Annotated in this window: 19 protein-coding genes, 1 pseudogene and 1 other annotated feature; of the genes and pseudogenes, 14 read left to right on the top strand and 6 right to left on the bottom strand. The window is 53.0% G+C overall.

The window, feature by feature from the left end; genetic code table 11:
• Window positions 1–3 precede the first annotated feature (3 nt).
• Both trpD and GW591_RS07955 read right to left on the bottom strand, forming a co-directional pair.
• Window positions 4–1,607, bottom strand: a pseudogene (trpD, locus tag GW591_RS24080) (bifunctional anthranilate synthase glutamate amidotransferase component TrpG/anthranilate phosphoribosyltransferase TrpD).
• 1 nt (window position 1,608) lies between these two features.
• Window positions 1,609–3,171, bottom strand: a complete 1,563-nt coding sequence (locus tag GW591_RS07955) for an anthranilate synthase component 1 (protein ID WP_112197966.1) — start codon at window positions 3,169–3,171, stop codon at window positions 1,609–1,611.
• A gap of 57 nt (window positions 3,172–3,228) precedes the next feature.
• Window positions 3,229–3,331 (bottom strand) — a sequence feature (Trp leader region).
• Between the two features lie 330 nt (window positions 3,332–3,661).
• Between GW591_RS07955 and rnm the strand changes: the two genes are divergently transcribed.
• The 7 genes from rnm to cobT all read left to right on the top strand — a co-directional run bounded on the left by rnm (window position 3,662) and on the right by cobT (window position 9,921).
• The gene (gene rnm / locus GW591_RS07950; protein ID WP_013575923.1) at window positions 3,662–4,585 is read left to right on the top strand and encodes an RNase RNM; all 924 of its coding nucleotides are present in this window, start codon (window positions 3,662–3,664) and stop codon (window positions 4,583–4,585) included.
• Window positions 4,586–4,619: 34 nt separating this feature from the next.
• Window positions 4,620–5,240: an L-threonylcarbamoyladenylate synthase gene (locus GW591_RS07945; protein ID WP_013575922.1), complete on the top strand. Its 621-nt coding sequence runs from the start codon at window positions 4,620–4,622 to the stop codon at window positions 5,238–5,240.
• Between the two features lie 597 nt (window positions 5,241–5,837).
• Complete coding sequence (gene rluB, locus GW591_RS07940; protein ID WP_223509797.1) at window positions 5,838–6,758, top strand: 23S rRNA pseudouridine(2605) synthase RluB; 921 nt, start codon at window positions 5,838–5,840, stop codon at window positions 6,756–6,758.
• A 148-nt stretch (window positions 6,759–6,906) separates the two neighbouring features.
• Window positions 6,907–7,461 (top strand): bifunctional adenosylcobinamide kinase/adenosylcobinamide-phosphate guanylyltransferase, encoded by a 555-nt coding sequence (gene cobU / locus GW591_RS07935; RefSeq protein WP_013575920.1) that lies wholly within the window; start codon window positions 6,907–6,909, stop codon window positions 7,459–7,461.
• 25 nt (window positions 7,462–7,486) lie between these two features.
• Complete coding sequence (gene cobS / locus GW591_RS07930; RefSeq protein ID WP_121019221.1) at window positions 7,487–8,239, top strand: adenosylcobinamide-GDP ribazoletransferase; 753 nt, start codon at window positions 7,487–7,489, stop codon at window positions 8,237–8,239.
• 16 nt (window positions 8,240–8,255) lie between these two features.
• Window positions 8,256–8,852, top strand: a complete 597-nt coding sequence (cobC, locus tag GW591_RS07925; protein ID WP_013575918.1) for an alpha-ribazole phosphatase — start codon at window positions 8,256–8,258, stop codon at window positions 8,850–8,852.
• Window positions 8,853–8,877: 25 nt separating this feature from the next.
• Window positions 8,878–9,921, top strand: a complete 1,044-nt coding sequence (gene cobT / locus GW591_RS07920) for a nicotinate-nucleotide--dimethylbenzimidazole phosphoribosyltransferase (protein WP_037034471.1) — start codon at window positions 8,878–8,880, stop codon at window positions 9,919–9,921.
• A gap of 16 nt (window positions 9,922–9,937) precedes the next feature.
• On the opposite strand, the gene cobO is transcribed toward cobT, so the two are convergent.
• Window positions 9,938–10,528 carry a cob(I)yrinic acid a,c-diamide adenosyltransferase gene (gene cobO / locus GW591_RS07915; RefSeq protein WP_013575916.1) on the bottom strand — a complete coding sequence of 197 codons (591 nt, stop codon included), beginning with the start codon at window positions 10,526–10,528 and terminating at the stop codon, window positions 9,938–9,940.
• Between the two features lie 18 nt (window positions 10,529–10,546).
• Window positions 10,547–11,308, bottom strand: a complete 762-nt coding sequence (locus GW591_RS07910; RefSeq protein WP_015690068.1) for a YciK family oxidoreductase — start codon at window positions 11,306–11,308, stop codon at window positions 10,547–10,549.
• 28 nt (window positions 11,309–11,336) lie between these two features.
• Between GW591_RS07910 and GW591_RS07905 the strand changes: the two genes are divergently transcribed.
• Both GW591_RS07905 and sohB read left to right on the top strand, forming a co-directional pair.
• The gene (locus GW591_RS07905) at window positions 11,337–11,501 is read left to right on the top strand and encodes a hypothetical protein (RefSeq protein WP_157962111.1); all 165 of its coding nucleotides are present in this window, start codon (window positions 11,337–11,339) and stop codon (window positions 11,499–11,501) included.
• Window positions 11,502–11,668: 167 nt separating this feature from the next.
• Window positions 11,669–12,712, top strand: coding sequence for a protease SohB (gene sohB / locus GW591_RS07900; RefSeq protein WP_126124959.1), 1,044 nt, complete (start codon window positions 11,669–11,671; stop codon window positions 12,710–12,712).
• A gap of 114 nt (window positions 12,713–12,826) precedes the next feature.
• On the opposite strand, the gene GW591_RS07895 is transcribed toward sohB, so the two are convergent.
• Complete coding sequence (locus tag GW591_RS07895; protein ID WP_013575913.1) at window positions 12,827–13,078, bottom strand: YciN family protein; 252 nt, start codon at window positions 13,076–13,078, stop codon at window positions 12,827–12,829.
• A 463-nt stretch (window positions 13,079–13,541) separates the two neighbouring features.
• On the opposite strand from GW591_RS07895, the gene topA reads away from it, so the two are divergent.
• From topA to acnA, 3 genes are all read left to right on the top strand, one after another.
• Window positions 13,542–16,139 (top strand): type I DNA topoisomerase, encoded by a 2,598-nt coding sequence (gene topA / locus GW591_RS07890; RefSeq protein WP_013575912.1) that lies wholly within the window; start codon window positions 13,542–13,544, stop codon window positions 16,137–16,139.
• Between the two features lie 350 nt (window positions 16,140–16,489).
• Entirely contained in the window at window positions 16,490–17,464 is a 975-nt protein-coding gene (gene cysB / locus GW591_RS07885) for an HTH-type transcriptional regulator CysB (RefSeq protein ID WP_013575911.1), read from the top strand.
• Between the two features lie 190 nt (window positions 17,465–17,654).
• Entirely contained in the window at window positions 17,655–20,327 is a 2,673-nt protein-coding gene (acnA, locus tag GW591_RS07880) for an aconitate hydratase AcnA (RefSeq protein ID WP_166860447.1), read from the top strand.
• A gap of 73 nt (window positions 20,328–20,400) precedes the next feature.
• Here the strand turns inward: acnA and ribA are convergent, their stop codons facing one another.
• Entirely contained in the window at window positions 20,401–20,991 is a 591-nt protein-coding gene (ribA, locus tag GW591_RS07875) for a GTP cyclohydrolase II (protein WP_015690066.1), read from the bottom strand.
• 290 nt (window positions 20,992–21,281) lie between these two features.
• On the opposite strand from ribA, the gene pgpB reads away from it, so the two are divergent.
• Together pgpB and GW591_RS07865 are read left to right on the top strand one after the other, a co-directional pair.
• On the top strand, window positions 21,282–22,037 hold the full coding sequence (gene pgpB, locus GW591_RS07870; protein ID WP_126124958.1) for a phosphatidylglycerophosphatase B: 756 nt from the start codon (window positions 21,282–21,284) through the stop codon (window positions 22,035–22,037).
• A 267-nt stretch (window positions 22,038–22,304) separates the two neighbouring features.
• On the top strand, window positions 22,305–22,616 hold the full coding sequence (locus tag GW591_RS07865; protein WP_013575907.1) for a LapA family protein: 312 nt from the start codon (window positions 22,305–22,307) through the stop codon (window positions 22,614–22,616).
• Window positions 22,617–22,618: the final 2 nt, after the last annotated feature.

Here is a 22,618-nt window from a genome sequence, read left to right as displayed (position 1 = left end):
CACTTATCCTCTTGCTGCCAATGCCACCACGCGCTGGTAGGGTTCACCGCTGCGCATGACGTCCAAAGCCTGTTGTGCATTTTGCTTTAAATCTTCCTGACCGAACAGACGCAGTAACATCGCTACATTAACGGCCACCGCGGCTTCATGGGCCGGATCTCCTTTACCTTGTAATAAGCGTGCCAGAATGTCACGGTTTTCTTCCGGCTCGCCACCCAGCAGGGATTCTATCGGATAATTATCCATACCGAAGTCCTGTGGCGTCAGTTCGTAAGTGGTTATTTGACCGTCTTTCAGCTCCGCAACCTGCGTTGCCGCGTGGATCGCCACTTCATCCATGCCGCCGCCGTGAACCACCGCAGCACGCTCATAACCCAGTGCCCGCAATGTTTCTGCAATCGGCTGCACCAGTTCGGGGCTGTACACGCCAATCAGTGCCAGCGGAGGACGTGCCGGGTTGATCAGCGGCCCCAGCACGTTAAACAGCGTGCGGGTTTTGAGCGATTTACGCACCGGCATCGCATGGCGGAAACCGGTGTGGTATTGCGGCGCGAACAGGAAACACACACCCAGATCATCCAGCGCGGCCCGGGATTCTTCCGCAGGCATATCCAGACGGATGCCAAAAGCAGCCAGTAAATCCGATGAGCCCGAACGGCTGGACACGCTGCGGTTGCCGTGTTTAGCCACCCGTGCACCACACGCTGCCGCTACAAAGGCGCTGGCGGTGGAAATATTGATGCTGTTGGTGCCGTCGCCGCCGGTGCCGACAATGTCCGCAAACGGATAGTCAGGACGCGGGAACGGCTCGGCGTGTGCCAGCAATGCTTTGGCGGCGCCGGCGATTTCAGCCGGTTGCTCACCGCGCACTTTCATGCTGATTAATGCACCGGCCAGTTGCGCCGGTTCCAGTTCGCCATTCACGATGGCGGTAAATAGCTGCTGGCTTTCTTCCTGCGTCATTGTCTGAGCGCGGAACAGATTGTCGAGAATGCCGGGAATAGTTTGCGTTTGCATGACAGTTCTCCTTACGCCAAAGCCCAGGCCAGTGTCTGCTCAAGCAGACGGGCGCCCTGTGAAGTTAGAATGGATTCCGGATGGAACTGGAAACCACAGACGCGATCTTCTTCGTGACGTACTGCCATCACCATATCGCCGTAGCGGGCGTTGACGGTCAGTCCCTCAGGGATCTGGCTGCCGACCAGCGAGTGATAACGCGCCACCGGCAGCGGATTGTGCATACCGGCGAACATCGCTTCGTTGTCATGCGTAATAGAAGAGGCTTTGCCGTGCAGGATTTCACCGGCCTGGCCGACGAAACCGCCGTAGGTTTCCACAATTGCCTGATGACCGAGGCAGATACCGATAATCGGCAACTGACCGCGCAGACGTTTGAGCAGCTCAGGCATGCAACCGGCTTCGGACGGCGTACCCGGTCCCGGAGAAAGCACCAGCACCGGTTTTTCCAGCTGGCTGAGTTTTTCAATAATGACGTCAGCCGGGATCTGATTGCGATAAATCACCACGTTATGTCCGCTCGAGCGCAACTGATCGACGAGGTTGTATGTAAAGGAATCGACGTTATCGATGAGTAAGATATCGGCCATCTTAAAATACCTCTTTCGCATTATGGGCGGTGGCGATGGCACGCAGCACTGCACGGGCTTTATTACGGGTTTCGTCGGCTTCGGCTTGCGGAACGGAATCGAGCACCACACCGCCGCCAGCCTGTACGGTGGCGATGCCGTCTTCGACATAGGCGGAGCGGATCACGATGCAGGTATCTAAATCACCGTGAGCGGTGAAGTAACCCACTGCGCCGCCGTAGCTTCCGCGACGGGTTTGCTCGGAGGCAGAAATCAGCTGCATGGCGCGCACTTTCGGTGCGCCGGTCAGTGTGCCCATGTTCATCACGGCCTGATAAGCGTGCAGTACGTCGAGGTCATGACGCAGCGTGCCAACCACGCGGGACACCAGATGCATCACGAAGGAATAACGGTCAACTTTGGTCAGGTCGGCGACGTAACGGCTGCCCGGTTCGCAGATCCGTGCCAGATCGTTACGCGCCAAATCCACCAGCATCAGATGTTCGGCCAGCTCTTTATGGTCAGTCCGCATTTCCAGTTCGATGCGGCTGTCGAGATCCAAATCCAGTGAACCGTCAGCGCGGCGACCACGAGGGCGTGTACCGGCAATCGGATAGATTTCAATCTGACGGTTTGTCGCGTCGTATTTCAGCGCACTTTCCGGCGACGCGCCGAACAACGTGAAATCGTTATCCTGCATGAAGAACATATACGGGCTCGGGTTGTTGTTTTTCAGCGTTTCATAAGCGGCCAGCGGAGCAGGGCACGGCAGTGAGAAACGACGTGAAGGCACCACCTGGAAAATTTCACCGGCGCGGATCGCCACTTTCATCTTCTCTACCACGGCACCAAACTCTTCATCGCTCTGATTTACGCTCAGTTGCATTTCCGGCACGCTCTGGTGCGGAATGGCGTGCGGCGGTAGCTGTAACTGGTGCTGCAGTTGTTCAAGGCGGGCTTGCAGACGCTGTTTCTCTTCCGGCGACGGCGTAAACAGGCTGGCCTGCAAACGACATGAACGGTTCTGATGGTCGAGTACCAGCAGAGTTTCTGCCAGATAGAAGCAGAAATCCGGGCAACGCTGGTCAGACTCTAATGCCGGTAAATCTTCAAAACCGGCGACCAGATCGTAGGCAAACAGACCGCCGAGGAACATCGCTTCGCGCTCATCGGCAGGCGCTTCAACTGAGGTCAGAATGCTGCGTAACGCATCAAACACGGAGCGCGAACGCAGGCGGGCGTCTTCATCCTGCATCTGGTCGATGGACGGGAAACTCAGCTCGCGGCCATTCGGACGCACGTCGTTACGCATTTCAGCCGGTAACGCGGCGTCAATCAGTGAGAGTAATGACGCGCCGTTTGGCGTGAGTGCCTGAATCGAAACCCGGGAACCCAGCGCCGTGATGCGCAGGGCGCTGTCGACAATCAACAGGCTCTTCAGGTTTTCTTTGCTGGTCACTTCGGAGGACTCCAGCAGCAGGGTCGCCGGACGGGCGCCGCACAATTGATGGAAAATGGCCGTCGGGTCGCCGCGGTAACATCCTTCTGCGGTCAGCAATTCTAAACGTGGTTTCTGAATAGTCATTTTGCTTCCTGAAATTTTCTCAACGTTTGTATTAAACGGATTTCAAATTAGACGGCCACAAAAAAGCCCGCATTATGCGGGCTTCGGAAATCTTGCAGCGTCTGATGACAGCTATGCGTGATTACTCCGCCCGACAAGGGGAAGTACGCCACCAGCTGAGAACCGCCATCATGTAAGTTTTCATCATCAGACACTCTTGTTTGTTTATGAAGCTATCGTTTTTAAAACGTAAGCTTTCTGAATCGGTTTGTCACGGTGTTCATTACTGAGTTATTCCGTGAACTTGCGTACTAGTAAACTAGTTCAGAGATGTAAAGTCAACCCTCTTTTAGCGCAATTTCCCCCTTTAGTGCGGCGACGTTGTGCAAACAGTGTTGTTATAGCACTGTAACAGTGCGTAACGGCCGGGTGAAATCATCCCTAACGTGCAACGCACTAACGCGTTATGATATGTGCTGCATTCAGAAACAGGTTAATTCCCCACGTGACGATGACTTTACCAACAAACACTTCGCCTTCAGCAGACGACCAGATAACCCGCAACGCATTTACCCTTTACGATCTCCACAGCCATACCACGGCATCTGACGGCTATTTAACACCGGAAGCGCTGGTGGCGCGTGCAGTAGAAATGCGTGTCGGCGTGCTGGCGATCACCGATCACGACAGCACGGAAGGGCTGGCGCGGGCGGCGCGGGCGATTGCTGACAATCAGCTGCCACTGCAACTGGTAAACGGTGTCGAGATTTCTACGCTGTGGGAAAATCATGAGATCCATATTGTCGGGCTGGGTATCGACCCGGGGCATCCGGCGATGGTGGAATTACTGAAAGTGCAGGCCGATTTGCGTCAGCAGCGTGCGCAGGAAATGGGCCGTCGTCTGGCGAAAGCGCGCATCGAAGGCGCGTGGGAAGGTGCGTTACGTCTGGCCGATGGCGGAGCCGTCACCCGTGCACATTTTGCCCGTTATCTGGTGGAATTCGGCGCGGCTGACAACATTGCGCAGGTATTCAAAAAATACCTCGCCAAGGGCAAGACCGGCTACGTTCCGCCACAGTGGTGTACAATAGAACAAGCGATTGATGCAATTCATCAGTCTGGCGGACAGGCGGTTGTCGCCCATCCGGGACGTTATGAACTGTCCACAAAATGGCTGAAACGCTTACTGGCGTTCTTTGCTGAACAGGGTGGCGACGCGATGGAAGTCGCGCAATGTCAGCAGGCACCCAATGAGCGTGCACAACTGGCGGCTTACGCCCGTGATTATCAGTTGCTCGCCTCACAGGGATCTGATTTCCATCAGCCTTGTTCGTGGATTGAGCTGGGGCGCAAACTTTGGCTTCCCGCAGGCGTAGAACCGGTATGGCAACACTGGCCGGTCGCCGGGAAACAGCCTGAAATTGAACCGGTCTGAAGCCCGACCGTAGAAGAAGAATTAAGAGGGAAAAATGAGTCAATATTTTTATATTCATCCGGAAAACCCGCAACCCCGCCTGATTAATCAGGCCGTAGAATTGCTGCGCAAAGGCCAGGTTATCGTGTATCCGACAGATTCCGGTTATGCACTGGGTTGCCGTCTGGAAGAGAAAAACGCCATGGAGCGTATTTGCCGGATTCGTCAGCTGGACAGCAACCATAACTTCACCCTGGTGTGCCGTGATTTGTCTGAGCTGTCGACTTACGCCTATGTGGATAACGCGGCTTTCCGCCTGATGAAAAACAACACGCCGGGCAATTACACGTTCATCCTGAAAGCGACCAAAGAAGTGCCGCGCCGTCTGATGAGCGAGAAACGTAAAACGATCGGCCTGCGCGTGCCGTCCAATCCGATTGCGATTGCCTTGCTGGAGGCGCTGGGCGAGCCGCTGATGTCGACCACGCTGATGCTGCCGGGCAATGACTTTGCAGAATCCGATCCGGAAGATATCAAAGATCATTTGGGCAAGGTGGTGGATCTGGTGATTGACGGCGGGTCTATTGGTCAGCAGCCTACCACGGTGGTTGATCTGACAGAGGCTGCGCCCGAAGTGGTGCGTGAAGGCGCGGGCGATCCGACACCGTTCCTCTGAGGCTTGTTTGAAAAATAACCGGACTGCAACGTTTTTTGCAGGATACAAATTGCATATAAATGTGTATAATGGCAGGCTGACTTTTTTCTAAGTCATTGTAATGATACGCAATAACTGAATTTTTGCGGGCAGATGACAAATCAGGTCATGCTGCCGGCTCCCCCCGACGCCTGTGAAGGCGACAAATGAGGCTGCTCAATGAGCGAGAAGTATAATTCCCAGAAGCACACCAGCGACAAATCCAAAGCATCACGTCCATCTGGTGACAAGCCAAAAAGTGGCAGGAATTCCGGCGCAGCAAAAAGCCGTCCGGAACCGTCGCGGGCTGAAAAGCGCGGCGAAAAGCCACGTACTGACAAACCACGCAGCGACAAACCGCGCAGCGACAAGCCACGTTCAGACAAACCACGTTCTGACGCAGGCCGCAGCGATTCGCGTTCTGAATCCCGTATCGACAATTCACGTATAGAAAAAGCACGCAGCGGCAAACCGGGTCGTCCGGAACATGCACGCGGTGAAAAACCACGTACGTTGAAACCTCGCGGAACCAAACCTAAAGCTGAAGCACTGTTTGATGAAAACGGTGACGAAGAAGAAGTGAAATACCAGAAGCCGAAGAACGCACTGGACAGCACCGAAGGTCAAAGCGAAAAACTGCAAAAAGTCCTCGCCCGCGCAGGTCATGGTTCACGTCGTGAAGTTGAAGCGATGATCCAGGCTGGCCGCGTCAGCGTTGACGGTAAAATTTCTACGCTGGGCGACCGCGTGGAAGTCACCGGCGGTACCAAAATTCGTCTTGATGGACACGTTCTGTCAGTGATGGAATCTCAGGACACCGTTTGCCGCGTACTGGCGTACTACAAGCCTGAAGGCGAGTTGTGTACACGCAATGATCCGGAAGGCCGTCCGACCGTCTTTGACCGTCTGCCAAAAATGCGCGGTTCCCGCTGGATCGCCGTAGGTCGTCTGGACGTTAACACGTCAGGCCTGCTGTTATTCACCACCGACGGTGAACTGGCTAATCGCCTGATGCACCCGAGTCGTGAAGTTGAGCGTGAATATGCCGTACGTGTTTTCGGTCAGGTTGATGATGAAAAAATTAAACAACTGAGCCGTGGCGTGCAGCTGGAAGACGGTCCTGCGGCGTTCCGCTCGATCAAATTCCAGGGCGGTGAAGGTTTGAACCAGTGGTACAACGTGACCCTGACAGAAGGACGTAACCGCGAAGTTCGTCGTCTGTGGGAAGCTGTTGGCGTACAGGTAAGCCGTCTGATCCGCGTGCGTTACGGTGATCTGAATCTGCCTAAAGGCCTGCCTCGCGGTGGCTATAAAGAGCTGGATCTGCCAGACATCAACTATCTGCGCACACTGGTCGACATGACGGAAGAAACTGTCAGCAAACTGCCGGTTGAGCGTGATCGTCGTCGCGTAAAAGCCAACCAGATCCGTCGTGCTGTGAAGCGCCATACTCAGGTTGCACCGACGCGCCGCACTACCGGCCCGGCAAAACGGGGTTAATCGCTGACAAGCGAGGCACTTGCGTCTATGCTCATAAACCGCAGTCAGTGACTGCGGTTTTTTTTTGCTCAAAATTCAGGGCATAACATTATTCTGCATCCACCCTGTTCATGAATACTCTTCAGTAATACAACGCAAGGAGCTGATTATGATGCTAATCACCGGAGGTGCCCGCAGTGGTAAAAGCCATTTTGCTGAGCAGATAGCAGAGAAACGTGGCGGCGAGGTGCTGTATATCGCCACCTCGGTCGTTACTGATGCCGAAATGGCGGATCGCATCCGTTATCACCAGCAACAACGTCCGGCTCACTGGCATACGTTTGAAAGCTATCGTGATCTGGGGGATGTCGTACTCGCGCATCAGGCGCAGTTTCCGACCATTATTATCGAGTGCATCACGACGTTGATTACCAATCTTCTGTTTGATCTGGCCGGTGAAACACCGCCGGAACACATGGATTTTGACGCAATAGAACAGCATATTTTTGCGCAAACCACGAAACTGATGGAAGCTGCGCAACATCCTGAATCTGAAGTGATTATTGTCACTAATGAAGTGGGGATGGGCATTGTGCCGGATAACCTGCTGGCGCGGCGTTTTCGTGATATTGCGGGGCGGGTGAATCAGCAACTGGCTGCCGCGGCGGATGATGTCTACCTGATCGTATCCGGCATTCCGGTACCGGTGAAAACATCGGAATAAAACGACTCAGAACAGGGTGTTTATTATGGCTTTATGGCGGCTGTTTCTCGCGACATTGCAGTTTCTCACCCGCATCCCGGTCAGGGATCGCTGGTGCGATGGCTTTGAACTGAAAGAGTATGCACGCGGCATTGTCTGTTTTCCGCTGGTCGGGCTGGTTATCGGTTTACTGACCGCGCTGGTGTGGCAGATTTTAATGCCGCATATCGGTGTGCTTCCGGCGGCGATTGCCGTTGTCATTGCACATATTATGCTGACCGGCGGTTTACATCTCGACGGGCTGGCCGACAGTTGCGACGGTTTATTTTCGGTGCGCAGCCGGGAGCGTATTCTCGAGATTATGCGCGACAGCCGGATCGGCACCAACGGCGCGCTGGCGCTGATTGTGGCTGTTCTGTTGCGAACCGCACTGGTTTATCAGATGAACGCCGACGGATTGCCGGTGCTGGCGTTTCTTATCGTCACGCCGGTTGTCGGGCGGAGCATGATGGCGGTGATGATGTACCGTCAGGCTTATGCCCGCGAGTCAGGAATGGGCAATTTGTTTATTGGTAAGATCAGCGAAGGGCGCTTTGGTATCACATTACTGTTGATGGCAACGCTGGTGCTGCTCATCGGCGGGTTATTCTCCCTGTTTGCATTACTGGTGACGTTGCTGTTTGTTCTCGGTTTCCGGCGTTTTGTCGCCACGCGCATTGGCGGCCAGACCGGCGATACGCTGGGCGCGGCATGCGAATTGAGTGAACTGGTCTTTCTGTTTTTCCTGTTATGGCACTGAGACAAGGGACAAAATTATGAAACTGTATCTGATACGGCACGGACAAACTCAGGCTAACGTTAACGGCGTTTTTTGCGGCAGCAGCGACATTGCGCTGACCGCCGAGGGTGAGCGACAGGCGCAGCATGTGGCGCGTCAGCTGGCTTCTACTTCGCTTGATGCACTGATTCACACGGATATGCGCCGCAGCCGCGATACGGCGGGCATTATTGCTTACGGGCGCGAACTGGCAATGGAAACTCAGCCGCTGTTGCAGGAAATGGGGTTTGGCGAGTGGGAAATGCGTCATCACAAAGAACTCGAAGCCTCGCAGGCAGAAGGCTATCAGGCCTGGTGTCAGGACTGGCAAAAGGCCGACGTACCGCAAGGTGAGTCATTTACAGATTTCACTCAGCGTATCCGGCAGGCGTTGCAGCAGTTGCATTTGCGTCCGCAGGAAAGCAGGCTGGCAATAGTCGCACATCAGGGTTCACTCAGCCTGCTGCTGGCGATGATGCTGAAACTGGCACCGGCTGACATGTGGCGTTTTCCATTTAAGCAAGGCTGCCTGTGTGAAATTGATCTCAGCCCCGGCGCTTGTGTCATTCAGCGTTTTAATGACAGCGGTATTTAACTTTTAAACTGGTAAGGACAACCCGATGGCTTCTCTGGCCAATATTATCCGTCAGATTGCTGAACCCGATGCGCAGGCCGCACAAACGGCTGCTGCGCGGCTCGACAGTCTGGTAAAACCTTTAGGCAGTCTTGGCCGCCTGGAACAACTGGCGATTCAGCTGTCATCCATCCGGGGTGATCAGCCTTTGCATTTTCCGAGCAAAGAAGTGCTGGTGATGGCGGCCGATCATGGCGTGTGGCAGGAAGGCGTCACACCCTCCCCGCAGGAGGTAACGGCGATTCAGGCGGTGAACATCGTGCAGGGCAAAGCCGGGGTTTCTGTGCTGGCTCGGGTAGCCGGGGCGCAGGTGACGCTGATTGACTGCGGAATCATTGGGCCGGATATTCCCGGCACGCTGAATCACAAAGTTGCGCAGGGAACCGGCAATATTGCCACCGGCCCGGCGATGACGCGCGAACAGGCGGAATCTTTACTGATCTGGTGTGCGGAACGGGTGATCGCGAAAGCTGAAAACGGTTTATCCCTGCTGGCTGTCGGTGAGCTCGGGATGGCAAACACCACGCCGGCGGCGGCGATGGTGGCGGTGCTGACCGGCGCTGCGCCAGCGCAAACCGTCGGGCTGGGTGCGAATCTTCCGCCGGACAGACTGGCGCATAAAATCAGCGTGGTCGAAAAAGCCATTGCGGTAAATCAGCCGGATCCGTCAGATGCACTGGATGTGATGGCGAAAGTCGGGGGATTCGAACTGGTAGCCATGGCGGGTGCGATGATTGGCGCGGCGGCGGCGGGGATTCCGCTGGTGCTGGATGGCTTCCTTTCTTACGCGTCGGCGCTGGCAGCGTGTCAGTTAGCACCTGCGCTGAAACCCTATCTTATCCCTTCGCATATTTCAGCAGAGCAGGGCGCAACGCTGGCGCTTGAAGCGCTGGGCCTGCAACCGTATTTCGATCTGAATTTACGACTGGGCGAGGGCAGCGGCGCGGCGCTGGCGTTACCGCTGATTGATGCTGCCTGTGCTGTCCATAACGAAATGGCGACGCTGGCAGAGTGTCAGATAGCGCTTTAAAAGTTAAAGCAGGGCGTTACCAGTCAATGCCCTGCTGCGCCATAATTCCGGCGTCAAACGCATGTTTCACCGGACGGAGTTCGCTGACGGTATCGGCCATTTCCAGCAGATCACGATGGCAGCCGCGCCCGGTGATAATCACGGTCTGGTGCGCGGGACGGGCTTTCAGCGCATCCACCACGTCCTGCAAATCCAGATAGCCAAAACTGACCATATACGTCAGTTCATCAAGCACCACGAGATCTAATGATGCATCAGCCAGCATCCGTTTACCGTGCTGCCAGACAGCCTGGCAGGCTTCGGTATCCGTTTCTTTATTCTGCGTTTCCCAGGTAAAACCGGTCGCCATCACCTGAAATTCCACGCCATGAGGCTCGAGCAGATTTTTCTCGCCGTTAGGCCATTCACCTTTAATAAACTGGATCACTGCCGCGCGCATGCCATGGCCGACAGCGCGGGTCACCGTGCCAAATGCCGCCGTGGTTTTGCCCTTACCGTTACCGGTAAATACAATCAGTATTCCGCGCTGTTCTTTGGCGGCGTCAATGCGCGCATCAACCTGTTCTTTCAGCTTTTGCTGGCGCTGTTTATGGCGATCTTCAGTCATCAGAGACTCCGTGATTATTTATTCTGCCGGACCGGCTTTGCGCCCTGGCTGGGCATCAAAACTGATACCTGTTTTACGGCGGCTGTCATCGCCCATCAGATACAGATACAGCGGCATAATATCAGCCGGTGTCTTGAGTTTATCTTTGTTTTCATCGGGGAACGCGGAGGCGCGCATGCTGGTGCGTGTGCCGCCAGGATTGATGCAGTTGACGCGCAGGCCGGTATGCTTATGTTCTTCGGCCAGCACCTGCATCATACCTTCGGTGGCGAATTTTGACACGGCGTAAGCACCCCAGCCGCTGCGGCCTTCGCGTCCGACGCTGGACGTGGTGAACACCAGCGAAGAACTGGCAGATTTCAGCATCAGCGGCAGTAACGACTGAGTCAGCATAAACGTGGCGTTCACATTGACCTGCATGACGTTCATCCAGTCCTGCAACTTAATCTCAGCCATTGGCGTGATGTCAGTCAGCAATCCGGCGTTGTGCAAAACGCCGTCCAGATGCGGCACCCATGCAGCGATTTGATCTGCGACGCGCTGGCAGTCCTGCTGACTGGCGGTCTGTAAATCCAGTGCATAAATGAAAGCCGGTCGCAGATTACGTGCGGCAATTTCCTGCTGCACACTGGCCAGTTTACTCTCAGTACGGCCCAGTAAAATCACCTGCGCGCCGAAACGGGCATACGTCAGTGCGGCTTCACGGCCGATGCCGTCGCCGGCGCCAGTGACCAGAATGATACGGTTATTGAGCAAATCGGATTTAGGATGATAATGCACGGTCAGTCCTCTTAAGGGGGGCGGCGATGTGGCGGTAAATGACGTCATCACATCAGGCGCTCTTCATATCAAAAATGGCGGAAACGGGAGATATTGCGCTCAACCAGAGTCCGGCATTTTGGTGAAAATTTTAGCTTTTTCGGGTGCAATCACCGCTTATATGCCTCAAATGGGCATGAGTTTCAATGATTAACCGAAAAGCGGGCAGCTCTTTTGTAACAAAATTGGAACACAGACGCACTCTGTTTTACGTCTGAGTCATGATGTCATCTTCGAACAAGACGTCAGTGCGGCGATTGTTTAGAATGTTTAACATCTTTCTTACCACGGTTTTATTACCACGTTGAAAAGGCGGTATGTGTGGATTTACTTTCTCTTTATGGGCTATTTTTGGCCAAAGTCGTGACCGTTGTGATCGCCATCGGGGCGCTGGTCGTGTTGTTTGTCGGCCTCCGTCAGCGTAAATCTCACGGCAAAGGTGAGTTACACCTGGTCGATTTAGGTGAACAGTATCGCGAAATGCAACGTGAAATGCGCAGTGCGCGCATGAGCCCTGCCGAACTTAAAATTCGCAGCAAGGAACTGAAGAAAAAGGATAAAGCGGAAGCAAAACAGAAAAAACTGCAAGCCAAAACCGGCAGTTCGAAAAGCAAACCTTGCCTGTATGTACTCGATTTCAAAGGCAGTATGGATGCCCACGAAGTCACCTCACTGCGGGAAGAAATCTCGGCGGTGCTGGCCGTTGCAACCCCGGAAGACGAAGTGTTGTTGCGCCTCGAAAGCCCGGGCGGTGTGGTGCACGGTTACGGCCTGGCGGCATCACAACTGGTGCGTCTGCGTCAGAGTGGTATTCGTCTGACGGTTGCGGTAGATAAAGTCGCAGCCAGTGGCGGTTACATGATGGCCTGTGTGGCGGACAGGATTGTCGCCGCGCCGTTTGCCATCATCGGTTCGATCGGCGTGGTGGCGCAGATCCCAAACTTTAACCGTTTGCTCAAACGAAATGACATTGATATTGAGTTGCACACGGCGGGCGAGTTTAAACGTACCCTGACGTTGCTGGGTGAAAATACCGAAGAAGGTCGTGAAAAGTTCCGTGAAGATCTGAATGAAACGCATGTGCTGTTTAAAGAGTTTGTTCATCAGAACCGGCCGTCGCTGGACATTGATGCGGTAGCCACCGGTGAGCACTGGTTTGGTACCCAGGCGCGTGAAAATGGCCTGATTGATGCTATTGGTACCAGTGATGATTTACTGATTGCAGAAATGAAAAATCATGAAGTGATTGCGGTGCGTTACAGCCGTCGTAAACGCATGATGGACCGTTTCACCGGCAGCGCGGCAGAGAGTGCTGATCGCCTGTTCCTGCGCTGGTTACAACGCAGTCAGAAACCGCTGCTGTAATCTATTTTTTTCGCAAGGCATACAATAAAAAGGGACGAATGTCCCTTTTTAATCCTGCGGATTAAGCCCCGCCGTTTACCGGTGGTGTATACCTTTATTAGCGATTGTTTTATCTCAATCTTCGAGATGGTATTTTTCTGAAAAAAGATGAGCCAGGTGTTTAAACATATTAAATACCGCAGTGGTTTTTCTGGTCGGTAAACCGTCTTCATCCATGAAAAACTCCCCGCGGAAAACCAGCACATTGCCTTTCTGCTCAACCTCTGTCGCCAGCATTCCATGCATGTAATCTTCGTGCTCACGGATAACCTTATTCGCTTCGACCAGTAAAGCTTCGCGACTAATTGCCGATGTATTTTCGTGCATGATATTTACTCCCCACTATAATTGCTGACGTTATTGTAATCCTGACGCAGATAAAACCGCAAATCTGCTGGGGGTAATCTGCTTAATCGCTCTGGTTATAATTTGAGCGTCTCTATAAAAAACGGGCGCGTATTGGCGAAAAGGGCCTTTCCGTGTTAATTAGTTTGCGTGACGATTTTTATCAGGTAGAGTGTGGGATTTTGTGGCTTCAGGTGGAATGTTTTGTTTACGCTTGGTCATTATTTGACTTAAAAATGGGCGCATTCTGCTGAGCCCTGTCTGGTTAATCCCTCGCAGAATCAGTGTTTTGAACCTCTGGAAGTCAGTTCGCTCCTTCTTTTAAAGAAATCAGTTGACGTTCTGACTCACTGCCGCAATATAAAAAAAGACGTGATATTGTGCCGCGGCATAACTAGACAAAATCTTCTTCATATGATGAAGAATCATTCAGGTAAAGGTAATTATGGGCAAAGCTCTCGTAATAGTTGAGTCCCCGGCAAAAGCCAAAACGATTAATAAATATTTAGGAAATGACTACGTTGTTAAGTCCAGCGTTGGTCATATCCGTGATTTACCGACCAGTGGATCCGCTGCTAAAAAGACCGCCGACTCAACCGAAGAAAAAACAAAGAAAAAAGTAAAAAAGGATGAGAAAACCGCGCTGGTTAATCGCATGGGCGTCGATCCGTATCACGGTTGGGAAGCACAATACGAAATACTTCCGGGTAAAGAAAAAGTTGTTGCTGAGTTAAAAGCGTTAGCGGAAAAAGCTGACCACATCTATCTCGCAACCGACCTTGACCGCGAAGGAGAGGCGATTGCCTGGCATTTGCGGGAAGTGATTGGTGGTGATGACAAACGTTTCAGCCGTGTCGTTTTTAACGAAATTACCAAGAACGCGATTCAAAACGCCTTTAAAGAACCGGGCGAACTGAATATTGATCGTGTGAATGCTCAGCAGGCGCGTCGTTTCATGGACCGCGTGGTGGGTTACATGGTTTCTCCGCTGCTGTGGAAGAAAATTGCCCGTGGTTTATCCGCAGGTCGTGTTCAGTCCGTTGCGGTGCGTCTGGTCGTCGAGCGTGAGAAAGAAATCAAAGCGTTCGTGCCGGAAGAATACTGGGAATTGCATGCGGATTTGCTGGCGAAGAAAGAAACCGCGCTGCAAATGGAAGTCACGCATCATCTCGAAAAACCGTTCAAACCGGTCAATAAAGAACAAACTCACGCGGCCGTTTCGCTGCTTGAAAAAGCGCGTTACACCGTGGTGGATCGTGAAGACAAACCGACCAGCAGCAAGCCGGGTGCGCCTTTCATTACTTCCACACTGCAACAGGCGGCCAGTACGCGTCTGAGCTTCGGTGTGAAGAAAACCATGATGATGGCCCAGCGTCTTTACGAAGCCGGTCATATTACCTATATGCGTACGGACTCCACTAACCTGAGTCAGGACGCCGTGGAAATGGTGCGCGGCTATATTGGCGAGAATTTTGGTGATAAATACCTGCCGAAAGCGCCGCTGCAATACAGCAATAAAGAGAATTCTCAGGAAGCGCACGAAGCGATTCGTCCTTCTGACGTGGCCGTGATTTCAGAACAACTGAAAGATATGGAAGCGGATGCTCAACGTCTGTATCAGCTGATCTGGCGTCAGTTTGTGGCCTGTCAGATGACACCGGCTCAGTACGACTCCACTACGCTGACGGTGAAAGCGGGCGATTACTCTCTGCGCGCCAAAGGTCGTACGCTGCGTTTTGATGGCTGGACCAAAGTCATGCCGGCGTTGCGTAAAGGCGACGAAGACAGAACCTTGCCGGCGATCGAAGTGGGTACGGATCTGGAGCTGCAACAACTGCTGCCCACCCAGCATTTCACCAAGCCGCCTGCGCGTTTCAGCGAAGCGTCTCTGGTTAAAGAACTGGAAAAACGTGGCATTGGCCGTCCGTCTACCTATGCGTCGATCATTTCGACCATTCAGGACAGGGGTTACGTTCACGTTGAAAACCGTCGCTTCTACGCAGAAAAAATGGGGGAAATCGTTACCGATCGTCTGGAAGATAACTTCCGTGAATTGATGAACTACGATTTCACCGCACGTATGGAAGACGGGCTGGATCAGGTCGCCAACAACAAGGCGGAATGGAAAGCCGTTCTGGATGAATTCTTCACTGAATTCAGTAAGCAGCTGGAAACTGCTGAGAAAGACCCGGAAGAAGGCGGTATGCGCCCGAATCAGATGGTGTTGACCAGCATTGAATGCCCGACCTGCGGACGTCCGATGGGGATCCGTACCGCCAGCACTGGCGTGTTCCTCGGTTGTTCCGGCTACGCCTTGCCGCCGAAAGAGCGCTGCAAAACCACCATCAACCTGATTGCTGATGCCGAAGTGCTGAACATTCTGGAAGGTGATGAAGCCGAAGCCAACGCGCTGCGTGCGAAGCGTCGTTGCGTCAAATGCGGCACGGCGATGGACAGCTATCTCATCGATAATCAGCGCAAATTGCATGTTTGTGGTAACAACCCGGAATGTGATGGCTATGAAATCGAAGAGGGTGAGTTCCGCATCAAGGGTTATGACGGCCCGATTGTTGAGTGCGAAAAATGTGGCTCTGAAATGCACCTGAAAATGGGACGTTTCGGTAAGTACATGGGCTGTACCAACGACGAATGCAAAAACACCCGTAAGATTTTGCGAAACGGTGACGTTGCGCCGCCGAAAGAAGATCCGGTTCCGCTGCCGGAATTGCCGTGTGAGAAATCAGACGCCTATTTCGTGCTGCGTGACGGTGCGGCAGGGGTATTCCTGGCTGCCAACACGTTCCCTAAATCGCGCGAAACCCGTGCGCCGCTGGTGGAGGAACTGAAGCGCTTCAAAGACCGCTTGCCGGAAAAACTCAGCTATCTGGCCGATGCGCCGGTGGCCGATCCGGAAGGCAATAAATCAATGGTGCGTTTCAGCCGTAAAACCAAGCAGCAGTATGTATCTTCAGAAAAAGACGGCAAAGCCACTGGCTGGACCGCTTTCTTTGTCGACGGTAAGTGGGTCGAAGGCAAAAAATAATTATCGCCGTCATACCTTAAGCTGTTAAGCAGTTGTAAAAAACCAGTCTTCCGGACTGGTTTTTTTATTGCATTAAGATCTATCATCGCGGAGTTATGCGTGTTTTTATTATCAGTCTGCGACAGTCCTCGATTATCGTTATGTTCTTCGGGTATACATGACGCTAATAATGGATATAATTGTTATATAAAATTTATTCTTATGCACTTAAGTAATAAGTTAATGCGTCTGGGGCATAAAAACGGTGCGTTCACAGACTTCCGGTAGTCGATAAAAAATCATTTCCAGACTGTTCAGCCAACGGATGAACAGGGATGGCGACAGGGTTTGAAACCAGGGTGGTATGAGATATGAAATTGCAGCAACTGCGCTACATCGTAGAGGTTGTTAATCACAATCTGAACGTCAGTTCGACGGCAGAAGGCCTGTACACGTCGCAGCCTGGGATCAGCAAACAAGTGCGGATGCTGGAAGATGAACTCGGGATCCAGATTTTTTCCCGCAGCGGTAAACATCTGACACAGGTCACGCCGGCAGGGCAGGAAATCATCCGTATTGCCCGTGAAGTATTGTCTAAAGTGGATGCGATCAAAGCTGTTGCTGGTGAGCATACCTATCCGGACAAAGGTTCGCTGTATGTCGCGACGACGCATACGCAGGCGCGTTATGCCTTACCGAATGTGATTAAAGGCTTTATCGAGCGTTATCCGCGCGTTTCATTGCATATGCATCAGGGGTCGCCGACGCAGATTGCTGAAGCAGTTTCAAAGGGCAATGCGGATTTTGCTATCGCCACCGAAGCGCTCCATCTGTATGACGATCTGATCATGCTGCCTTGCTACCACTGGAACCGTGCCGTGGTGGTTCAGCCTGATCATCCGCTGGCAGGTAAAGAGAAAGTCACCATTGAGGAACTGGCAGCTTATCCGATTGTGACCTATACCTTCGGCTTCACTGGCCGTTCAGAACTGGATACCGCGTTTAACCGCGCCGGTCTGACGCCACGCATTGTATTCACCGCCACCGATGCTGACGTCATCAAAACCTATGTCCGCCTGGGGCTGGGCGTCGGTGTCATCGCCAGCATGGCAGTGGATCCGGTTCAGGATCCGGATCTGGTGACCGTGGATGCGAGTGATATTTTCACCTACAGCACCACCAAAATCGGTTTCCGTCGCAGTACATTCCTGCGCAGCTATATGTACGATTTTATCCAGCGCTTTGCGCCGCACCTGACACGTGATGTGGTTGATACCGCTATTTCCCTGCGCTCCAACGAAGACATTGAAGAAATGTTCAAAGACATTAAGCTGCCGACAAAATAAGTCGTCATCCTCTATTTTTATCTCCCTGAGATCCCGCCGCATCCTCACCGAAGCGGCGGGATTTTTTTTGCCTGATGATCAGTTTGAGCTGTTATAAAAATGTTAACGATAATTTGTGTTATCTTTAACTATGCACTTATAAGCCAGCGGGTTATTACTCATGGCCACGCTGAGCGCTAAAGGAGAAGCTATGTCGTCTATTCGCAAGAACAGTCTGGATAAGCTGGCAGTCCGGGAGAAAGAATTTTACTACTACAGCCTGCCACTCGCTGCCAAAACATTGGGTGATGTTCAGCGCCTGCCAAAATCCCTCAAAGTTTTACTCGAAAACTTACTGCGCCACGTTGATGGTGACACTGTCACAGAAAGCGATCTACAGGAACTGGTCGAATGGCAGAAAACCGGTCATGCCGACCGCGAAATTGCTTATCGTCCGGCGCGCGTACTGATGCAGGATTTTACGGGTGTACCTGCCGTGGTGGATCTGGCCGCGATGCGCCAGGCGGTAAAACGCCTCGGCGGGAATGTCGAACAGGTAAACCCGTTGTCGCCTGTTGATCTGGTCATCGACCACTCCGTCACAGTGGATGAATTCGGTGATGATGAGGCGTTTGGTGAGAACGTTCGTCTCGAAATGGAGCGTAACAACGAGCGCTATCAGTTCCTGCGCTGGGGGCAAAAAGCCTTCAATCGTTTCCGCGTAGTGCCGCCTGGCACGGGTATTTGTCATCAGGTCAACCTGGAATATCTTGGACAAACCGTCTGGTACGAAGAGCAGGATGGCAAAACGATGGCCTATCCCGACACGCTGGTCGGAACGGATTCACATACCACGATGATTAACGGTCTGGGGATTCTGGGGTGGGGTTGCGGCGGTATCGAAGCCGAAGCCGCAATGCTCGGACAGCCGGTTTCCATGCTGATCCCGGACGTTGTGGGTTTCAAACTGACCGGTAAATTACGCGAAGGCATTACCGCGACGGACCTGGTGTTAACGGTCACCCAGATGCTGCGCAAACACGGCGTGGTAGGAAAATTTGTCGAGTTCTATGGTGATGGCCTTGCCGATTTGCCGCTGGCTGACCGCGCAACCATCGCTAATATGTCGCCGGAATTCGGCGCGACCTGCGGCTTCTTCCCGGTGGATGATGTGACACTGAGTTACATGAAGCTCAGTGGCCGCAGCGACGAACAAATCGATCTGGTAAAAGCCTATTCGCAGGCCCAGGGTTTATGGCGTAACGCCGGTGACGAGCCGGTCTTCACCAGTACGCTTGCGCTGGACATGGGAGAGGTTGAGCCGAGCCTCGCGGGGCCGAAACGTCCTCAGGATCGCGTAGCGCTGCCTGATGTGCCGAAAGCGTTCAAAGCGGCGACTGAACTGGAGTTGGGTAACAGCAAGCCGGGGCGCAGCGATAAAGAAAGTTTCACGCTGGAAGGGCAGCATTATGCGCTGACCACCGGCGCGGTAGTGATTGCGGCAATCACCTCTTGTACCAACACGTCAAACCCAAGCGTGCTGATGGCCGCTGGTCTGCTGGCGAAGAATGCCGCCGAAAAAGGTCTGGCCAGTAAGCCGTGGGTGAAAACCTCACTGGCGCCAGGTTCCAAAGTGGTGACCGACTATCTTAATGCCGCCGGTCTCATGCCGCATCTGGAGAAGCTGGGCTTTAATCTGGTGGGCTATGGCTGTACGACCTGTATCGGTAACTCCGGGCCGTTGCCGGAACCGATTGAGTCGGCGATCAAGGCCGGTGATTTAACCGTCGGGGCCGTGCTTTCCGGCAACCGTAACTTCGAAGGGCGTATTCATCCGCTGATTAAAACCAACTGGCTAGCCTCACCACCGCTGGTGGTGGCCTATGCGCTGGCGGGTAATATGAACGTTGATCTGACGACGGATCCGTTGGGTGAAGGTGCTGATGGCAAACCGGTTTACCTGAGAGATATCTGGCCGTCGGCTAACGATATCGCCAATGCGGTTGCGCAGGTGACCACGGAAATGTTCCATAAAGAGTACGCCGAGGTGTTTAACGGCGATGCCAGCTGGCAGGCGATTCAGGTTGAAGGCACGCCGACCTATACCTGGCAGGAAGACTCCACCTATATCCGCCACCCGCCGTTCTTCAGTGATATGAAGGCGGAACCTGATGCGCTGGAAGACATCAAAGATGCGCGAATTCTGGCGATTCTGGCGGATTCAGTGACCACCGACCACATTTCACCTGCCGGGAATATCAAGGCCGAAAGTCCGGCTGGTTTGTATCTGACCCAGCACGGCGTCGAGCCCAAAGCGTTCAACTCCTACGGCTCGCGGCGCGGTAACCATGAAGTGATGATGCGCGGGACGTTCGCCAATATTCGCATCAAAAATGAAATGGTGCCGGGCGTGGAGGGCGGATATACGCGTCATATTCCGTCGCAGGACCAACTGGCGATTTACGATGCGGCGATGCGCTATCAGCATGAAAGTGTGCCGACCGCGGTGATTGCCGGTAAAGAATACGGTTCAGGTTCAAGCCGTGACTGGGCGGCGAAAGGGCCGCGTCTGCTTGGGGTACGTGTGGTTATCGCAGAATCATTCGAACGTATTCACCGCTCGAATCTGATCGGGATGGGGATTTTACCGCTCGAGTTCCCGCAGGGTGTGACGCGCAAAACGCTGAAACTCACGGGCGATGAACAGATCAGCATCAGCGGGTTACAAACCCTGACGCCGGGGCAGGATGTTGCAGTGCATATCACGTTTGCTGATGGTCATACTGAAACAATTGATGCACATTGCCGTATCGATACCGGCAACGAACTGACCTATTTCCAGAACGGCGGCATTCTGCATTATGTGATCCGCAAAATGCTGTAAAACCGCTTCTCCGGCCAATAAAAAAGGGCGCCTTCTTAAGGTGCCCTTAATATTTGGATCGGACTATAAATCCTTACTTGTCGAGCAGATGGCCCATTTTGGCGGCTTTGGTCGACAGGTAGCGTTCGTTTTCCGGATTACGGCCGACGATCAGCGGGACGCGTTCTGTAATGTTAATACCGGCTTCAGTCAGAATTTCGACTTTCTTCGGATTGTTGGTCAGCAGGCGTACGGAATCGACACCCAGCAATTTGAACATGTCGGCGCACAGCGTGAAGTCGCGTTCGTCTGCGGCGAACCCAAGCTGATGGTTGGCTTCGACGGTGTCGTAACCTTTGTCTTGTAAGGCATATGCGCGGATCTTATTCAGCAAACCGATGTTACGGCCTTCCTGACGGTGATACATCAGGATGCCACGACCTTCTTCGGCGATATGATTCAGTGCGGCTTCGAGCTGGAAACCGCAGTCACAGCGCAGGCTGAATAAGGCATCACCGGTCAGACATTCGGAGTGAACGCGCGCAAGAACCGGCGTTTCACCGGTGATGTCGCCAAAAACTAACGCCAGGTGGTCGTGCCCGGTGGCCAATTCTTCAAAACCCACCATCAGGAAATCGCCCCAAGGTGTTGGCAGATTGGCTTCTGCCACCCGTTTCAGCTGCATTTTATGCTCCAAAAAAACCACAAATAGTCTTTATTTACAGTAAGTATTTTACTTGTTGATGCGCATCCTACTTTCTGATGCGGCCTCTGGATAGGGAATCGGTGCCTTTCCATCACGACAGGGCATCATTTTGCCACAGTTTGGGTCACATTTTAGCGGGAATATTTGAACGATTAGTTCATAACTTATGAATTATAACCGCTTCTTCAACAACTCACGCTAAAGGAATGTTAAGCAATCACAACGTTGATACACTCCAACTCTTTTTACGCATGACTGAAGGGACGACTATGTTTGATATCGCCAGGCGCACAGCTCTCGGGGCTGTTCTTTTGTTACTGATGCCCGCAGCGGTGTGGATAAGCGGCTGGACGTGGACACCGGGTGGTAATCCCGCCGTGCTGCGTCCGCTTTATTGGGTCACGGAAACGGTGAGTGAACCATGGGGAATCATGACGACTGTTATCCTCTGTGGCTGGTTTCTGTGGTGCCTGCGATTTCGGCTTAAACCAGCCATCGGGCTGGTGGTGATCATCACCTTGTCAGTGCTGGCCGGTCAGTATGTTAAAGACTTTATCAAAGCCGAAGTCCGCGAACCCAGGCCGTATGTCGCATGGCTGGGGACGGATCATCAGATGAACGTCGATGAATTTTATGCCCGGAAAAGTAAAGCGCGTGCCCGGCAGGTGAAAGAGGTGCTGGGCGACAACGTGCAAATCCCGCACTGGCTGAATAAAAGCTGGCAGAACGACACGGGATACGCATTCCCTTCTGGCCACACGATGTTTGCCGCAACCTGGGTTTTACTCGGTGTCGGGTTATTGTGGCGGCGTAAACACTATAAAACGGTCACCGTGCTGATGGTGTGGGCGGTGGTGGTGATGGGCAGCAGACTGATGCTCGGCATGCACTGGCCACGCGACCTGATGGCATCTGTGGGCATCAGCTGGATCCTGGTAATGCTGGCCTGCTGGCTGACGGAGCGCTATGTCGGGCCGCTAACGCCACCACCAGCAGAAAACCAGGAAATCAGCGAGCGTGAATAATCCCGGTTTTTTGATTTCTTACCGTCTGAAATCTCAGGGGGTTCCTGGTGAACCCTTTAATTCATGGTTTTCATCCCCATATACATTCCATAGCCTTAATTGTCGTGGTGGTCACGACACCACACTAAAGTCGAATGAAGTTGCTACAGACGGCATTTAAACCCTCCGCAATGTTTCCCTGCTTTGTTCGGAAATGCTAACTTATTAGGTCGGGACGCGAGTTTTTGGCATAATTCATCCGGTACACCCGGCATTACAGGAATGAATGTGAAATATCTGCTGATTTTTTTATTTTTGCTGGTCATCGTTGTGATTTCTATCACTCTGGGTGCCCATAACGATCAGACTGTGACCTTCAATTATTTGCTGGCACAGGGTGACTATCGTGTTTCGACACTGCTTGCTGTGCTGTTCGCTACCGGTTTTATTCTTGGCTGGATAATCTGTGGTTTGTTCTACCTGCGTGTACGTCTGTCTCTGGGGCGCGCCCAGCGTAAAATCAAACGCCTGGAGCAGCAAATTGAACCCGCGGCTGTCGTTACGCCGCCAGCAGCATCTTACGATGTCAGCAAGGAATAACC

Source organism: Rahnella aceris (assembly GCF_011684115.1).
In the GTDB taxonomy this organism is placed as follows: Bacteria; Pseudomonadota; Gammaproteobacteria; order Enterobacterales; family Enterobacteriaceae; genus Rahnella; species Rahnella aceris.
This window is presented reverse-complemented; position numbering and strand designations above follow the sequence as displayed.

Coding starts and splice junctions, on each gene's coding strand:
- GW591_RS07955 (WP_112197966.1), bottom strand. CDS start 3,171: ATGACTATTCAGAAACCACGTTTAGAATTGCTGACCGCAGAAGGATGT.
- rnm (WP_013575923.1), top strand. CDS start 3,662: ATGACTTTACCAACAAACACTTCGCCTTCAGCAGACGACCAGATAACC.
- GW591_RS07945 (WP_013575922.1), top strand. CDS start 4,620: ATGAGTCAATATTTTTATATTCATCCGGAAAACCCGCAACCCCGCCTG.
- cobU (WP_013575920.1), top strand. CDS start 6,907: ATGATGCTAATCACCGGAGGTGCCCGCAGTGGTAAAAGCCATTTTGCT.
- cobS (WP_121019221.1), top strand. CDS start 7,487: ATGGCTTTATGGCGGCTGTTTCTCGCGACATTGCAGTTTCTCACCCGC.
- cobC (WP_013575918.1), top strand. CDS start 8,256: ATGAAACTGTATCTGATACGGCACGGACAAACTCAGGCTAACGTTAAC.
- cobT (WP_037034471.1), top strand. CDS start 8,878: ATGGCTTCTCTGGCCAATATTATCCGTCAGATTGCTGAACCCGATGCG.
- cobO (WP_013575916.1), bottom strand. CDS start 10,528: ATGACTGAAGATCGCCATAAACAGCGCCAGCAAAAGCTGAAAGAACAG.
- GW591_RS07895 (WP_013575913.1), bottom strand. CDS start 13,078: ATGCACGAAAATACATCGGCAATTAGTCGCGAAGCTTTACTGGTCGAA.
- topA (WP_013575912.1), top strand. CDS start 13,542: ATGGGCAAAGCTCTCGTAATAGTTGAGTCCCCGGCAAAAGCCAAAACG.
- cysB (WP_013575911.1), top strand. CDS start 16,490: ATGAAATTGCAGCAACTGCGCTACATCGTAGAGGTTGTTAATCACAAT.
- acnA (WP_166860447.1), top strand. CDS start 17,655: ATGTCGTCTATTCGCAAGAACAGTCTGGATAAGCTGGCAGTCCGGGAG.
- ribA (WP_015690066.1), bottom strand. CDS start 20,991: ATGCAGCTGAAACGGGTGGCAGAAGCCAATCTGCCAACACCTTGGGGC.
- pgpB (WP_126124958.1), top strand. CDS start 21,282: ATGTTTGATATCGCCAGGCGCACAGCTCTCGGGGCTGTTCTTTTGTTA.